Source organism: Lentibacillus salicampi (genome assembly GCF_004565465.1).
GTDB lineage: Bacteria > Bacillota > Bacilli > Bacillales > Amphibacillaceae > Lentibacillus > Lentibacillus salicampi.
Genome location: NZ_SRHY01000029.1, coordinates 25,151 through 41,063, shown reverse-complemented (window position 1 = coordinate 41,063; position 15,913 = coordinate 25,151). Strand labels below are relative to the sequence as shown.

The 15,913-nt window shown below is 38.6% G+C and carries 20 protein-coding genes and 2 riboswitches; of the genes, 18 read left to right on the top strand and 2 right to left on the bottom strand.

What is annotated here, in order from left to right; genetic code table 11:
* Positions 1–115: 115 nt before the first annotated feature.
* The 4 genes from E4U82_RS14180 (at position 116) to E4U82_RS14165 (ending at position 2,507) form a co-directional block, all read left to right on the top strand.
* On the top strand, positions 116–424 hold the full coding sequence (locus E4U82_RS14180) for a hypothetical protein (RefSeq protein ID WP_135110828.1): 309 nt from the start codon (positions 116–118) through the stop codon (positions 422–424).
* 13 nt (positions 425–437) lie between these two features.
* Complete coding sequence (locus E4U82_RS14175) at positions 438–974, top strand: TIR domain-containing protein (protein WP_135110827.1); 537 nt, start codon at positions 438–440, stop codon at positions 972–974.
* Between the two features lie 61 nt (positions 975–1,035).
* Positions 1,036–1,899 (top strand): hypothetical protein, encoded by an 864-nt coding sequence (locus E4U82_RS14170; RefSeq protein ID WP_135110826.1) that lies wholly within the window; start codon positions 1,036–1,038, stop codon positions 1,897–1,899.
* Positions 1,900–2,117: 218 nt separating this feature from the next.
* Positions 2,118–2,507 (top strand): hypothetical protein, encoded by a 390-nt coding sequence (locus tag E4U82_RS14165; RefSeq protein ID WP_135110825.1) that lies wholly within the window; start codon positions 2,118–2,120, stop codon positions 2,505–2,507.
* 159 nt (positions 2,508–2,666) lie between these two features.
* On the opposite strand, the gene E4U82_RS14160 is transcribed toward E4U82_RS14165, so the two are convergent.
* The gene (locus E4U82_RS14160) at positions 2,667–2,888 is read right to left on the bottom strand and encodes a helix-turn-helix domain-containing protein (protein ID WP_135110824.1); all 222 of its coding nucleotides are present in this window, start codon (positions 2,886–2,888) and stop codon (positions 2,667–2,669) included.
* A 128-nt stretch (positions 2,889–3,016) separates the two neighbouring features.
* Here E4U82_RS14160 and E4U82_RS14155 point away from each other — a divergent pair, with 128 nt between their 5' ends.
* From E4U82_RS14155 to E4U82_RS14115, 9 genes are all read left to right on the top strand, one after another.
* Positions 3,017–3,244, top strand: a complete 228-nt coding sequence (locus E4U82_RS14155; protein ID WP_135110823.1) for a hypothetical protein — start codon at positions 3,017–3,019, stop codon at positions 3,242–3,244.
* 465 nt (positions 3,245–3,709) lie between these two features.
* Positions 3,710–3,973, top strand: a complete 264-nt coding sequence (locus E4U82_RS14150) for a hypothetical protein (protein ID WP_135110822.1) — start codon at positions 3,710–3,712, stop codon at positions 3,971–3,973.
* Between the two features lie 120 nt (positions 3,974–4,093).
* Entirely contained in the window at positions 4,094–4,336 is a 243-nt protein-coding gene (locus E4U82_RS14145) for a helix-turn-helix domain-containing protein (protein WP_167751435.1), read from the top strand.
* 127 nt (positions 4,337–4,463) lie between these two features.
* Positions 4,464–4,712 carry a sigma factor gene (locus tag E4U82_RS14140; RefSeq protein WP_135110820.1) on the top strand — a complete coding sequence of 83 codons (249 nt, stop codon included), beginning with the start codon at positions 4,464–4,466 and terminating at the stop codon, positions 4,710–4,712.
* Between the two features lie 392 nt (positions 4,713–5,104).
* Positions 5,105–5,398, top strand: coding sequence for a DUF4411 family protein (locus E4U82_RS14135; protein WP_135110819.1), 294 nt, complete (start codon positions 5,105–5,107; stop codon positions 5,396–5,398).
* A 306-nt stretch (positions 5,399–5,704) separates the two neighbouring features.
* Positions 5,705–7,240, top strand: a complete 1,536-nt coding sequence (locus E4U82_RS14130; protein ID WP_135110818.1) for a YifB family Mg chelatase-like AAA ATPase — start codon at positions 5,705–5,707, stop codon at positions 7,238–7,240.
* A 2-nt stretch (positions 7,241–7,242) separates the two neighbouring features.
* Positions 7,243–7,827, top strand: coding sequence for an REP-associated tyrosine transposase (locus E4U82_RS14125; RefSeq protein WP_245183594.1), 585 nt, complete (start codon positions 7,243–7,245; stop codon positions 7,825–7,827).
* Between the two features lie 213 nt (positions 7,828–8,040).
* On the top strand, positions 8,041–8,277 hold the full coding sequence (locus E4U82_RS14120; protein WP_135110817.1) for a hypothetical protein: 237 nt from the start codon (positions 8,041–8,043) through the stop codon (positions 8,275–8,277).
* A 260-nt stretch (positions 8,278–8,537) separates the two neighbouring features.
* On the top strand, positions 8,538–9,083 hold the full coding sequence (locus E4U82_RS14115; protein WP_245183593.1) for a sigma-70 family RNA polymerase sigma factor: 546 nt from the start codon (positions 8,538–8,540) through the stop codon (positions 9,081–9,083).
* Positions 9,084–9,172: 89 nt separating this feature from the next.
* Here the strand turns inward: E4U82_RS14115 and E4U82_RS14110 are convergent, their stop codons facing one another.
* A complete protein-coding gene (locus tag E4U82_RS14110) occupies positions 9,173–9,559 on the bottom strand; it encodes a helix-turn-helix domain-containing protein (RefSeq protein WP_135110816.1) in 387 nt (128 codons plus the stop codon).
* Positions 9,560–9,901: 342 nt separating this feature from the next.
* Between E4U82_RS14110 and solA the strand changes: the two genes are divergently transcribed.
* The 5 genes from solA (at position 9,902) to E4U82_RS14085 (ending at position 15,902) form a co-directional block, all read left to right on the top strand.
* The gene (gene solA / locus E4U82_RS14105; protein WP_135110815.1) at positions 9,902–11,047 is read left to right on the top strand and encodes an N-methyl-L-tryptophan oxidase; all 1,146 of its coding nucleotides are present in this window, start codon (positions 9,902–9,904) and stop codon (positions 11,045–11,047) included.
* 41 nt (positions 11,048–11,088) lie between these two features.
* Entirely contained in the window at positions 11,089–11,919 is an 831-nt protein-coding gene (locus E4U82_RS14100) for an ABC transporter substrate-binding protein (RefSeq protein ID WP_135110814.1), read from the top strand.
* Positions 11,920–12,143: 224 nt separating this feature from the next.
* Positions 12,144–12,818, top strand: coding sequence for an amino acid ABC transporter permease (locus E4U82_RS14095; protein ID WP_135110813.1), 675 nt, complete (start codon positions 12,144–12,146; stop codon positions 12,816–12,818).
* Positions 12,796–13,554: an amino acid ABC transporter ATP-binding protein gene (locus tag E4U82_RS14090; protein WP_135110812.1), complete on the top strand. Its 759-nt coding sequence runs from the start codon at positions 12,796–12,798 to the stop codon at positions 13,552–13,554. Before E4U82_RS14095 ends, E4U82_RS14090 begins: the two co-directional genes overlap by 23 nt.
* A 1,348-nt stretch (positions 13,555–14,902) precedes the next feature.
* Positions 14,903–15,009, top strand: a riboswitch (SAM riboswitch).
* A gap of 170 nt (positions 15,010–15,179) precedes the next feature.
* A riboswitch (SAM riboswitch) is annotated at positions 15,180–15,301 on the top strand.
* A 136-nt stretch (positions 15,302–15,437) separates the two neighbouring features.
* Positions 15,438–15,902: an OsmC family protein gene (locus E4U82_RS14085; protein WP_135110811.1), complete on the top strand. Its 465-nt coding sequence runs from the start codon at positions 15,438–15,440 to the stop codon at positions 15,900–15,902.
* Positions 15,903–15,913 lie beyond the last annotated feature (11 nt).

Here is a 15,913-nt window from a genome sequence, read left to right as displayed (position 1 = left end):
ATGACGAATTCCGTTTGTACCTTGAAAAATTAATAAGAAATTCATTCGCAATCGCAGGGATAAACTGGCTGGCAAGGTTATGTAAAAAAGTATTGCCAACTTATGTACTTTTCACTTGCCAAACACAGGAGGTTGTGCAAAAAGTATTATTGACGCATTGAACGGTGGCAGGCCTGAAGAGTTTTCTTCTGATTATCAGTGCAAAAATAACCAGTACAAAGAAATGTACGATTTATATAATAATACAGAAGATCCTAAGATTGATTACAAAGAAATTTTAGATCTTTTAAATGCAAAAGGGATTACTGGTTTAAACAATGGTCTTTCAGATGAAGAAAATAATATTCTTTTTACATCAACTAATATACCAGAAATTATCTCGTTGGTTTTGAAAGGTTTAAAAATAATCAAAGAAAATAAATAAAGGAGATGTTAATATGGGTAAAATTCGACATAAGGTATTTATATCGTATCATCATGAGGATCAAGAAGAAGTAGATCAATTCATAAAAACTTTCGACGATGAACGGGATGTTTTTATAAGAAGAGGTCTTGGATTAAGTATGGAGGACGACATAGTTAAAAGTGACGACACAGATTATGTTATGAGACGGATTCGCGAATTATATTTAAAAGACTCTACAGTAACGATTGTACTATTAGGGAAGTGCACTTGGGCAAGAAAGTATGTTGATTGGGAAATACAATCATCATTAAGGCAGGGTGAAACGGTTACACCTAATGGTTTGCTTGGTATTAAGCTACCTAGTTATAATAACAACGGTTATCCTAATCGCCTTAACTTGAATTTGTTGAATGAAGGCGAATCTGACTGCTATGCAAGGGTAAAAGAATATCCTTCAAGGAAGGATTCTTTATCTAATTGGATAGATGACGCATTTGATGCTAGAACAAACAGGAAGTCTTTAATTAATAATCCTAGAGATAGATTTAAGAATAATAGAAGCTGTTAACGAAAGGTACATTTCAAGCTTTCAAAGTTCATCTTAAGACCATTGTAAAAGGAAGATTTAATTGTTAGAAAGTAGGGCCATTGAAAAAAGTATTATTGATCAAATATTAAATACTCACTTATATAACATTCTGAGAGATACGTATAAAGAGAGCCTTAGTAGTAGAAGCAACCATGTAAGTGAGTATTTAATTGAGTTAATAAATTTATCTAATAGCTTAAATGATCTAGGAAGTAGTTGGGTTCAAAATGATTTTTCTAGCGAGGATTTAATTGAACTATCTGAAGAACTTGATATTATTGGTGTTAACAAAAATATAGATGTGGACCTCATTTCTCTAAGTGTGGTTAATTTATATTTATCTATTAATTTGCTTAGGATTTATCCTTTTATTAATAGTGAAAATCCTAAAAGTGATATTTTCTTATCCCATTCTAGTTGGGATGCTCGAGAAGTTTTGGGTATAAAGTTATTATTACAACAAAATAAATTAACCGCCCATGTTGATTGGCTTGATAACAAACAAATGAATTTTCCAAGAACAGTTAAAAAAATATTAGGTCTATTATACGAAATGGTACCTATCAAAAATCTAGAGGTCATTTATAAAAAAGTTATAGATAATCATGAATTTGAAGTCCCAACTGATAATTTTATCAGTAATATGATTATAAAGAAAATAAAAAGCTCCTCTGCAATATTCTATGTTCAAAGTAGGCATTACGATCACTCTAGGTGGATGCCGTATGAACTTGGATTAGGTGAAGCTTATGGTAAACTGGTTTATAGATTTCCAATTAAATATTCAAAATTAAGAAAACAATATGGGAAGAGAAGTAGTTTTTTAGTTAGGTACAATTCAATAATTGACCAGAAAGGAAAATTTAATTTAAAGGAATTTAATAGGAGAGTTAAGGGGAAATAATCAAGAGATAAGCATTAACAGGTACCAAATAATGCATTTAGGTTATTCGGAATCTTTATGAGAGATTTAGTCTTGTGTTTCCTTAAATAATTGACCTAATCGTTTTTAGCGAGGTTTAAACCTGTGAAAATCAAATAATCATATTCAGCATTACTTTCCGTATGGAACAGATTCCAGGGTTTTGATTTATAATAAAACATTATGGGGGTATTAGTACAATGAATGAAAAAGAATTTGCAAATTTTTTAAGGTCAATTAGTAATTATGACCAACAAGACGATGTACTTCAAGAAGCAATGCGCTTTATTAAAAAGTTTTATATTGACTTTAAAGAAGAAGTGGAAACTAATTTTGAAGACCACCTTGATGAGTTTAAAGTAAACTATAATCAAAATGTAGACCTTATTACGGTAAAAGTACAAAATAATAGATTAACATTCACTTCTAATTTTAAGGATAATGTAATAGTTGTAAAGTACCAACAAACAAATCAAGATGAACTGTACATAAAAAACAACCAAGTATACAGTAAGAAAAGCGAAAGCGTTATTAATGACGATTTATTCTATGGATACCTAGATTCATTTAAGAAGATCTTAACTAATTGAGTTAGTTTCATAAATCCCAGTCTGTCACTTCACAAACTTTGCTAAGTTTTCTTTAATTAAACTTTCTCATAAAGCTGGTTTAATAATACAGATGGGGGAATAATATACCCTTTTGTCAAAATAAAGACACATAGGATTAAATGTGTGTTTCTAGGGGCTTTAATTCCCACCTATCTCTTTCAATGTAACTATCTCATTAATATCATCGATTTCCAACGCATTAGCAATCTTTTCAATATGTTCAAACTGGATTCGCTCCCTTTTTCCATTTGCCAATTCACTAAGCGTAGCCCGACGGATTCCAGTTAATAAATGCAATTGATGCATGCTTAAGTCGTATTGACTGAGTAACTCATTTAGACGAATTTCTACCTTAACCAATCTGCTTCCCCGTTTCAATAATAAAGGTTGACTGTACTTATAAGCGTACTATATAATATAACCAATAGTTGTACGTTTATAAGTACGAATATTAAATTTCGTAAAAATATTGAAGGGGGAGCGATTACGTGGAAAAGGAAGCAACGATAAAACAAGATATTTTGGACGAACTTCAAACAAAATGGCTATTGACCGACATGAAAAGAAAAATCATCCAGACCGCTTGCCATTTAATCGATGATGAGGTATATACCAAAAAACATGCTGTCCATGCTTTGATGGAAGTTGTCGCATTAATTGAAATGGAAGAGAAAAAGATTCGTCCGGATGATGTCAGGAATGAATGCGTGCAATAGAATATTTCCTGGCACTTTTGGTCATAAGGCTTTTGAATATTGCCATGATCATCCTTTGCCATTTTCAGACCCATCTATGACAAGAAGTTGGTCCACGTATGACATAAGGGATCCACTATCATAAATATGGAATCTATGTAAATAAACTCCCCGCCTTTGTTGTGGGGGGTTCATGCTTAAATGGCAGAATTCCCGGTATCCGTTCGATCCTTAATATTTCACAAGCTTAGCAACTTGTTGATGCAGCTCTTTTCCAACCATTTTGATTTTGAGGTTATCCGTTCTCTCACAGCCTTGTAAAAGGTCCCTAATATTTTTTGTAGATATAAATCACTCAGCAGTCTTTAAATGAATCGTTTGTACAAAGACCCTGAAAAGCAAGAGCAATTGTTCAAATTTCAGACTACTCATAAATCAATCTCTGTGATATATTTATAATAATCTACTAAATAGTGGGGTGCTGAAATGAAGTGGAAAATGCCGCACCGAAAGGGGAAATACAAACTTATCGCCACAGAGAAATTGGCAAACGATATTGGTCTGATTGTGCTTTGCCCTGAACCCAGGAATTACAAATGGCGTTATGTCAAAAGTATGCCGGACTCTGAGATAAAGGATTACTTTATGTCAATGCAGGATGATATTGAAGTCGGCGCATTTGATGTTGAATTATTGCATCAAGCAAGACTGGAAGCTGAAGAACAATCAGCAGCAGAAGCAAGAGAATAACACTTCGTTAAAAACAGACTCGATTTCATAAAAAACGAAAAAAACTTCAAAATAACACATATATGTTGTGTACCTTTTCCCCCTTTGCAAGGATAATATTTCTTGAGAAGGGGGATTGGCTTGGACGACAAAAAACTTCTAAAGCATTTTGGCCAGCAAGTGCGGTATTACAGAAAACAGCATGACCTCAAGATACATGAATTAGCGGAAGAATTGAACATCAGCAACAACCACCTCGGCCGAATTGAAAGAGGTGAAAGTGACACAACCATCACGAATTTATACCGAATGGCAGCCGTACTGGATATTCCCGATTATTTCGTTAATGAGATGAAAAAGGTTGTTCAGAGCGACGATCAATAGCCCCGTATCGCCGGCGTACTTACCTTTCTTGAAGCCCGCTCCCCCAAGCGTGCATTACCCGCAAATAAGGCCACAAACACCTTTTCAACCTATCTTACCTTTAACACCCATACAAGGAGATCATCACATGGACAATCGAATAACGTTCGAGGAAATTTCAGAGCAAAACAAGCTGCGGAACAATTATCACATCCACAAGCTGAACATCCCCAATCCGCATCAGGCATTTTTTCAGGAAGGCTTAGTCGCAATGTGGCAGGCCTATGAATCCTACCAGCCGGACCAAGGCAAGGGGGACCCCATGGCAACATACTTCAACGACATGACCCGCAACCGCATGATTGACACAATTCGCAGGAGATACCCGGCAGAATGAGACCCTGGAGAAAGCCATTCAAGAACTAAAAAACCCAACTCACTGGCGACTGGCGGCTATTATCGTCACAGAGTGAGACGACCAAACCCCCTGGTCGATGAATATCACCTCCCAATGCAATATCCCAGCCTTTGGAAAATTTAAAATCCCAACTGACTGATAATCAATGGAAATGGGTGCATGACCGCATTATTCTGGACATGCCTCAGTTCGAGTCACAGTGACGCCCCGAATTGTGTCGAAGAGTTAAGAGTTCGAGAGAGTTCGAGTGACTATTGTCACTTCCCGGATTTTGTCGAATTGCGTTTGGCCAGTCACACATGATGACGTGAACTTGACCGCTACGACAGTAATGAGAAAGCCTTTGCTGAGTTGATTAACGAGATGAAAAATTGAAAGATAATATATTTTTAATAGATGCCAATGCCTTTCTTACTCCGAGTAAAAATTATTATCGATTTTCAGTTGCACCAAGCTATTGGGAGAAGATTAATAATATTGCCCAAAACGGCTATATAAAGACCATTTATAAGGTTAAAAAAGAAGTTTGTCCAAGAACCAGAGAAAGTGAAAAAGATGATATACAGTTATGGTATGAGAATAACTTTCAGGGCCAGATAATATCAACTAACAAAGAAGAAATCGTTCAGGAATACGTCAATATAATAAATCATTTGTATTATTAAGTATCGGTGCCTGTCACTTCCCGGAATTTGTCAAAATATGTCGAATAAAATTTTATGAGAATCGGCGGGTTTTTTCCGTGAATGAAAGAAATTTAACTTTTAGTGTAAATTGGCATTTTCACCTTCTCGTTTTTGTTATTTTTGAATATTACCTTTGTGGCATTTTGACAAAATAGAATTTTTCACCGTTTTAGGCCCTTAACAGGCAGTTTTAGTGATTTTGATTTCGAACGCGTGTTCTTGACTTTTGATAGAATATAGCTTATCTTATACCTAATCAATAACTGACGAAAAGGTGTGAAAATGATGGCTATAATTGTGTCGAGTATTGGCCTGAAAGGGATTGAAGGGTATCGGGTTGATGTGGAGGTGCAGCTTTTGCCTGGGGTGGAAGGGGTTCATATTGTTGGTTTGCCGGATGCTTCGGTTAAAGAATCAAAGGATCGTGTGATGGCGGCTTTGTATGCGAATGACTGTGAGGTTCCGGATAAAAAAATTGTCATTAATCTGTCTCCTGCTGAGCAAAAGAAAAATAGTCCTATATTCGATTTGGCGATGGCGATTGGGATTATGAAAGAAGCGGGGGATATTAAGGACGCCATTCCGGATGATGCTGCTTTTTTGGGTGTTTTATCGCTGGATGGTACGATTAAACCCGTTGATGGGATGCTTCCAGCAATCGTTGCTGCCAAGAAAGAAGGAATCAAGCTATTGTATTTACCACCAATGCAGGATACTCCGTTCCCTCAAATAGATGGTATGGAGTTTTGTTTTGTTGAAACACTTCATGACGTCGTTGCCTCTTTTTCTGGTCAGCTTTCGTCGTTTGCGCTAACTTCTATGCCCTCCACTGAAACAACCAGTCCTAAGCCAGTGACCTATGACAAGGACTTTCAGCATATACTTGGTCACAAGCAAGCGAAAAGGGCGTTGGAGATTGCTGCTGCTGGAGGTCATAATGTATTAATGACAGGTCCTCCCGGGTGTGGGAAGAGCCTACTGGCGGAAACGTTTTCTTCGATTCTGCCTCTCTTGAGTGAAACGAGTCAATTTGATGTTATGAGCATTTATCAGCTGGCTGGTATGACGAATGAAAATTATCAAATTCCGCCATTTCGGGATCCGCACCATTCCGCATCGGCTGTTTCGCTTATTGGTGGAGGGGCAAATCCAAAACCTGGAGAGGTATCCCTGGCACACCGCGGTGTGTCGTTTCTTGATGAAATGGCCGAGTTTCCCAAACGCACACTGGACATGCTTAGACAGCCAGTTGAAACAGGGAAAGTAACCATTAGCCGGGCAGCCTCAACGGTCACTTACCCGTCGCAATTTCTGTTGTTGGGAGCCATGAATCCATGCCCATGCGGCTTTTTAGGATCGAGGCATTATTATTGTACGTGTACAGCCAAACAAATAACCGCTTATAATAACCGGGTGTCTGGTCCTATTCAGGATCGTATGGATATTTTGCTGAAGCTTGACACAGTAGCTTTGGACAAAGAGACCACCGAGCATAATGAAACATCCACATCGATCCGTGCCCGTGTAGCTGCCGCACGTAAAAGGCAATATGAGCGTTATGGTGACGAAATACTTAATGCAAGCGCACCAAATGAAACAATTTTGGGAAATAGTGAGCTAACGGAAGACCAGCAGAAAATGATGCAGCAATGGGCCAGTAAACATAACTGGAGTACGCGCGTACAAATGAAAATTTTGCGCCTGGCACGGACGATTTCGGATCTAAGCGGTGATGAAGCCATAACCAATGAAAGTATCTGGGAAGCTGTGACAATGCGGCGAACTCGTGGGAATAAAGTGCAGAAAGGGATGATACTGTAACCATGGGTCGAAAAAAGCGGATTTGGGTGCCCAATTCATTCTATCACGTCGTCTGTCGCGGCAATCGTCGAGATACACTATTCAAAGACGATAGTGATTTCAAAGTTTTCCTCCGTATACTCCAACAGACCAATAAGAAAACCCCATTTGAACTCGCTTCCTACTGTCTGATGACCAACCATTTTCACCTGCAAATACGCTCCGAAGAACAGCCTATTTCCAAAGTGATGTCCCTCATCAACAAGCGGTATGCTGACTATTACAACACGAAGAATCGAATCACCGGCCATGTCTTTGAAAAACGGTATTATGATAAGCCGATTACATCGAAACAAGGGATGCTGGAAGTAAGCCGCTATATCCATTTGAATCCGGTAGACGCTAACATGGTGCAACGACCACAAAGCTATCAATGGAGCAGTTACCAGTATTATATGCATACATCCCGTTATCATCTTTTGACCATGGCTATTATTTTGGATTACTTTTCGGGTGATTACGGCCATTGGAACTTACCACCCTTGCCATCTTTTTTACCACCGTTTGCCAAGATATGTACCACGCATTGCCGATGTATTTACCATTGATTGAAATAAATGTGAAGGAATCGCACAATTGGGAGAATGTTCTTAAAAGGCGCTTTACACACGGGAACGTTTGTTCTAATATTTAGTTATACTATCAGTTCTATATGACTTCCCAGAAGGTGGCATGAATTTTTTGCCTTCGTGCCATCAAACCAACTTTCGATTCGATAGTCATTAAAAGACGGCCTATTTGGTCGAGGGGGAGTGACGAGAATGGCTAAAAAAAGAATAACATTTGAAGAGATTTTTAAACAAAATGAGCTCAGAATTTATTACCAATCCCACAACATGAATATTGATCCACACCAGGAATTTTTCAATCAAGGTCTTGTTCGCACGTGGAGTTTTCTTTGGAGAACGCGACCGGATACAGGCCCAATGGCAACGTATTTCAATCATATTATTCGAAACCGACTGATTGATTTAATGTTTAACAAGAATAGAGACTGAGAAAAGCCTTTTTGCAATGGTAGACAGCAAGCATAATGGCAATAACGATTACCGGAACAGCGACTGAACAGGTCTGACGAATCATGAATCTTTCTCAACCCTACAATCGAAACGAATCCGGAAAAAGTGGCATCTTTCAGTGAAAAAATTAAAAAAATATTTTTCAATCTCATGCCCCCAAATGCTCGGGTTCTTTCGATTATAGTTATGAAGAGATAGCCTATTAAGCTTGTGCTTACGGGCAGCATGGGGGGATATGGATGGAAAAAGACATGATCGATTTCGAGGAGATTTTTAAGCAGAACGAGCGGCGGATTCATTATCACATTCACCGTTTGAATATTCAGGACCCGCACAAGGAATTTTATCAGGAAGGCTTGGTCGCGATGTGGCGTGCCTATGAAAATTATCAGCCGGACAAAGGACCAATGGCGACGTATTTCAACTATATTATCCGCAACCGCATGATTGATTTAATGCGGAAACAGAATAAAGAAATAGAAAAAACAATGCATTACGCACAGGAACACCGAACTCATATAGATGACGGAAACTATTATCGGAGCCAAGGACTGCTCTATCCGATGGTACAAAATGGAAGAGACGTGCGTGATGCAGCATTTTGGCAACAGGTGCGCGATCAGCTTTCGGATAATCAGTGGAAATGGGTGATATTTCATATTATCGAGGACAAGCCATTAAAGGAAATTGCCGAACAGGAAGGCGTAACGGTTGAGGCTGTGAAGAGCTGGGGGAAGGGCGTAAGAAGGAAATTGCGTGGCGCAGTGGGGAATGATTCTGGCTGACTGTAAGAAGGTGGGGCTTTCGTTGTTTATAAGAAATTAATCCATTCAAATTAGAACCCCGCAGGTTATAGGATCATACCTGTGGGGTTCTATATTTCGTGAATTTCCTTTTTGATAAATTCCCAGTAACGGTGCAGCCTCTCCACATTCTTTATTGGTTCTTGGCTTATATCTTTTAGAAGGTGCAATTCTTCCATTTTCTCAAGTACTTCTAACTCCTGTTCATTTAATGAAAGACCTTCAGCAACGGAGTAGTGTACCTGGTGATTAGGTGTATTTATTGACCCCAGTAAATAATCCGCTGACACTTCAAACTTCATGCATATTTTTTTGACCATTTCCAAAGAAGGCTCGTTTCTTCCTTGTTCATAGTAACCATATGCGCTGGTTGTAATGTTTAATATATTTGCCATTTCTTCCTGCTTATACCCATTTTCAATACGAAGATCCTTCAAACGTTCGCTAAATATGTACATATGCCGTCCCCTTTTAACGTTTCTCACCTGAATTATACAATTAGAAATTGGATGAACCTTTTAAACACAAATAATTGTTGAAAAATATATTTACAAACAACATAATGTTGTGTATAATGAATGAAAACGTCTGGAGGTGAATTAAAATATTTTTGCTGCTTTTCATTTAAAAGTTGAATCACAAGTAAAAAGTAAGCGCTTTAAAATGGGTGAGGAGCCGGAAGATAGTTTTGGCTAATTTTAGAAAAGGTCTGTTGTTATTCATGGATGCCAGTGGTGCGGTAACAGATGATTTAAATACAGTTATTTTTGTTATCTAATCACAGAATTGGAGGATACTAAATGGATGCAAATGTAGGAATAGTGGGGGTTGGAACAATGGGAAGTATGGCATTGTGGCAATTGGCGCGCAGGGGTGTATCTGTAATGGGATTTGAACAGTTTGGAATCGGCCATGACCAATCGGCAGCCGGCGGAGAAACGCGAATTTTTCGTACAGCCTATAAAGAAGGTGCAGCGTACATACCAATACTGCAAGAAGCTTACAAACAATGGCGGGAACTAGAAAGTGAAACAGGTAACCAACTGCTAACCCTCACCAAAGGGCTTACGATAGGGGAACCAGGTCTGAAATCTATGAAAAATGTTATGAAAAGTATTGAAGAATATGATTTAGAGCATGAAATATTACATTATGAAGAAGCAAAAAAACACTATCCTCAACATCGATTATTACCGAACGAAATGATAATTGTAGATCATAATGCAGGCTTTCTTAGACCACAATACGCAATTGTTTCGGCGGTGTATCGTGCAAAGGAACTGGGTGCTATCGTTCACAATCATACGCATGTTGAAAAAATTCAATCGGAGACGGATGGCGTCAGTATAGTGGCAAATGGGCAAAAGTATAAAGTAGGAAAACTTTTAATTACCACGGGGCCATGGATAAATCAACACATAAATGACTTTGACAAACAAATAGAAGTTCGCCGATTAATTAACACATGGTTTTTTGCAAGGGATTTGAAACAATTTGATGAAAGTCAATTTCCTCCTTTTACAAGGGAAGGCAATAACTTTAGTTATTATGGTATCCCCGCTGTTGATAGTTATATGGTAAAAATAGGACTCGCTGCTTCATCAGAGGACCGTATAAAAAGTCCTAATGATCTTGATCGAAACATAAAAATGGGTGACCTTTCTTCCGTTAAGGAAATAGTAGGAAGAGATCTGCCTAACCTTTTTGAGGATCCGGGAAGAGTTAGCGTTTATATGGAAGCATACACAAAGGATAAAAATTCGGTAGTCGGGTGGTTGCCTGGTCACGACAATATTGCAGTACTAAGTGGATTTTCCGGGCATGGATTCAAGATGGCCCCTGCTATCGGGAAAATTGGGGCGGATTTAGTATTGGATGAGAATATCCCTTTTTCAATTGGGCGACTATCCCCGGATAGATTTGCAGATACGCAAACTAGTTGGTAACAGGTTTGAACAGTTTTACAAAAAACGTTAGGAGGAATACAATGAAGCGTATTACTTTGCTTATTTTAATGTATATGTTTGTGTTGGCGGGATGTGGCGGTGGTGAAGAAAGCAATTCCTCTGCTGATCAAAATGGTACAAACTCCGATAATAGTGATTCAGGTTCAGAAACATTGGTAGTCGCAATGACACATGCTTCACCTCCAAATGCATTTGAAAATGAAGAAACTGGCGAGCCGGATGGTGTCATGATAGATATAATACAAAGAATTGCTGAAAGAACCGGGTATGAATTAGAATTCGAATCAATGCCTTTTTCCTCACTCATTCCATCACTGGATAGTGGTCGTGTAGATCTTATAGCGGCGGGGATGGGTATTACGGATGAAAGAGCTGAAGTAGTCAATTTTACAGAACCCGTTTATGGTTTTACAGAAGCACTTGTTGTTCCTGCCGGGAATGAAGATAACGTTCGATCTCTTGAAGATTTGGATGGCAAGAGCGTAGGTGTGTCTTCCGGAACCTTTTATCATGATTATTTAGTAGAGTCTGATGTGGAAATGGATGTCAAAGCATATGATACAGTTAGCGAAATGATGCTTGACTTGACCAACGGAAGAATTCATGCGGCAGTTAATGACACTCCAATTGTGCATTATCTAAATGAAAACAACTCAGATTATAATGTAGAAACTGTAGAAGAATATGAAGCAAATTATGTCATTGATATTGGACTTATCATAGAACAAGGAAATGACGAACTTTTGAATGAGCTAAGTGATCAGATAGATCAAATGAAGGAAGACGGCACACTGGATGAAATTCATGAAAAATGGGGCACGACATGGTTTGGTTCAGACGACGATGAATAAATAACGTATCAGTAATATGAAGGCGCTTAGATTGGCTATAGAAAAGGTGAATCCCATGTGTCATAACCTTGTGGCGTCACACCATATACATTGATGTTTGAAAATACAATCTTATGTCAGGAGAATGTGGCGTCATGGTACAGGTTAACCCCGTAATTTGATAGGAATTCTGTTCGGATCTTGCTTAAAAATATATAGATAGAATAGATAGAAAGGAAGTAAAAATGGAGATATTTAAAGATTATATTCAAAATTTCCTGCCTTCACTATTGGCTGGGGCTGGAATAACGATTCAGTTAACAATAATTGCTTTTACAATAGCATTGTTTGTCGGATTGTTGGCTGCATTTGGAAGGTTATCTTCCAACAAGATTATGAGCAATTTTTTTGGATTTTATATTAGCGCATTACGTGGTACACCATTTTTTGTTCAGTTGATGTTTATTTATTTTGGGCTACCGGATATTGGAATTGAATTAACTGCTTTTCAAGCTGCAATTATAGGATTGGCGCTTAATAAGAGTGCCTATCTGGCGGAAATTTATCGGGCTGGGATTCAAGCGATACCAAAAGGACAGATTGAGGCGGGTAAGGCAATAGGTATGAAATATAGTGGGATCATGCGTAGAATTATTTTGCCTCAAGCAATTAAAAATGAACTGCCTTCCATTGGTAATATGGCCATATTATGTTTGAAAAACTCGTCCATTGCCGCCGTTATCACAGTAGGAGAAATAATGTACCAAGGACAGATTTTAGCTTCAACTACATTTAGACACTTGGAAGTCTTTACAATCGTAGCAGTTATTTATTGGATTCTTCATTACCCATTGAAACTGGCGGTCGATTATTTTGAAGGAAAGGGGAATAAGAGCAGTGTTAAAGACGCTACATATTAATAAATATTTTGGTGAAGATCATGTCTTAAAAGATATAAATTTTGAGATGGACGCGGGAGAAATTGTCGTAATCGTTGGTCCAAGCGGAAGTGGGAAAAGTACTTTTTTGCGCACAATGAATGTACTGGAACGTCCTACCTCAGGTGATATACTGTTTATGGATGAGTCGATTCTATATAAAAAGATAAATGAAAAAAAGGTTCATAAAAAGGGGAAAGAATTAACTCCTACACGCACAGAGATCGGTATGGTTTTTCAATCTTTCAATTTGTTTCCCCACAAAACGGTACTTCAAAATGTGGTTGAAGGGCCTCTATTTGTAAGGAAATATGAAAAGGAACAGGCAACCAAGGAAGGGGAATCCCTTTTGGAGAAAGTCGGGCTGTTGGAAAAGAAAAATCAATATCCCGATGCTCTATCAGGAGGACAACAGCAACGTGTTGCTATTGCGAGAGCTCTGGCAATGAATCCAAAATTGATGCTATTTGATGAACCCACCTCAGCTCTTGACCCCGAGTTAATAGGAGAAGTATTGAATGTCATTAAAAAGTTGGCAAAAGAAGGTATGACCATGGTTATCGTAACACATGAAATGAATTTCGCCCGAAATCTGGCAGATCGAATTATCTTTATGGATCAGGGGAAAATTGTTAGAAATGCCTCGCCTAAAGAGTTTTTTAATTCAACTGAGAATAAAAGGATTAATCAGTTTTTAGCGAATATTGATAGGGGATAGGATATAAATGGATTCTGTATTTACGGTAGTAGATTCATTGAAAATGATGAGAAAACTATACCGTCATATCCTTTCAGTGGTATTGGTGGAGAGGATGAACTATTATCTGCAAAAGTGATTAAAAACATGGATACTCCGGTTTTCAGTCATATTCTTGGTGGGTCACGCTCCGCCGCGACAAAAAATGGGGCATGCTGGTGCAATAGCTAATAAAGGTGATGGAATGGCTCTGTATAAAGAGGAAGGACATCGCTTTGTCGAGAAATATCGAAAAAAATATTCAAGATATTCGGCTTTCAGAAGAGAAATAGCTGAAGCACTGGAAGCTTCCGGGTTGTAGTGTGGCAGCGGGAAAAAATATAAGAAGTGCTGTGGGGCGTAGGTTTTTTAGGGTCTGTCCCTCATTACATTAATGCGTTAATGTGGTGAGGGACAGACCCCTCTGAACCGCTTAAAGTATCATCTCTTCCAGGAAACGAATGCTTTCTTGCTTATTCTCCAGAGGAATTGTTTTTGGTATTACCTTCTTTTCTTGATTGGGAAGTAACTCGTATACATCATCGCTCGGCGCATGACTCGTGGCTGCTTCCGGATATAATATGTAGGCCACTTGACAATCGCGATAGGCATTTTTTGAGAGAGGTTCGCAAATCCGAGAAAGACATTAAGCAAAGGGAACAGGCCTTTAAAGAGCGTGGTTACTGGATTTGTGATAAATGTGGCAGAAAATACTATGCTAGCTTTGATTGCCGTCCTTGCATGCTTAAAGAATTAGGGGAGTTACTTTATGACCAATATCCGCTTAGTGATCTTGATATTTAAACACTAACAGAAGAATCCGGCGGTGAGCCATTTTTCTATTATATTTATATGTAGCGAAAATAATAATAAGTAGGTTCAAAGGCTAAAGGCCCAGAACCGGTGTTTCAGCATGCGCTGAATGGAAAAACGGAATAAAAGATACCACCATCATCGCTTTATTTCCCTTATTTTTAGGAACATCCGAGAAAAAACAGGGCCTTCGTTCGCATTTTTGATGAATGGAAAATGTAGTTTTTCACCGGATTTCTAAAGACGACGCTTTACTGACCCTGATCGTTGGGGGATTTTGAAAGCCGAAATAAACGATGGGTTGTCTTCTGAGGACAGCCCAACGGCATGCTGCCTTGATGTGAATAAGGTAACTGGTGACAGCCACGACTGTCGAATTTAACGCCAATGAAAGCTTCATCATAACTCTGCTACTGGTAATAGTCTGAAATACCCTATTTATAAACAATTCGAAAAAACAGTTGACAGAGGAGATGAATTATTTTAGTATAAATACAATTAATTTCATAGGATTACTTTCTTATCCAGAGAGGCGGAGGGACACGGCCCGTTGATACCTCGGCAACAGGTTCTATTCTGGAATACTGTGCTAATTCCATCAAGCATTTGCTTGGAAGATAAGAAAAGAAGATGATTTAAATCAAAACTCTTTTCTTATCGGAAAAGAGTTTTTTGTTTGTTGGACAATGAAGTCCCTTGTTTGTCAGCTGTTTGACGAAGCTGGCGAATCGGGTTTCTCAGTCATTCTAATAATGGAATATATGGAATTTAAAACAACTGAATAATCGGATAACTTCTTATCCAGAGAGAGGGAGGGACTGACCCGTTGAACTCTCGGCAACCAGTCTGATGCTGTATTTCCGTATCGGACCCGGTGCCAATTTCAGGGATTTTTGCAAAAATCCGAAGATGAGAAGGCTGTAGCAAAGCTGTTTTTGCGAACCCTTCTCTTTTGGAGAAGGGTTTTTGACGTTGAAGGGGGGATGTGTGGAGAAAAATTGGCGTAAGAGCGTATTCAGATTTAATCTCAAAAAATGAAAGGGGAATTATCAATGGCATTGGAAACGTTTAAAGCTACAGCACAGTTAGGTGAAAATTTGCAGGTTGAGACGCGGTCAAGAGGACATAAGGTGATTGTTGATGAGCCAGAAGAGCTGGGAGGTACCGACACGGGCGAAAATCCTGTCGAGCTGCTTCTTTCAGCACTTGGGGCATGCCAATCGATTGCAGCACGGACCTACGCGGATAAGTTTGGTGTTAATATAGAAGATTTGCGTATCGAGCTGGAAGGGGACATCGATTTGGATGGTTTCCTGGATAAAGCAGATGTACGTCCGGGTTTTTCCGATATAAGGTATAAGCTGCATTTAAAAACCGATGCACCGGAGGATAAAGTGAAGCAGTTCACTGAATTTGTCGAACAGCACTGTCCTGTGGGGGATACGGTTGCGAATACCGTTAATCTTGTTTCTGCTGGTGTTGTCATTGAAAACAGTGAAGATACGCCTGCGACATAAAACAGAGACAT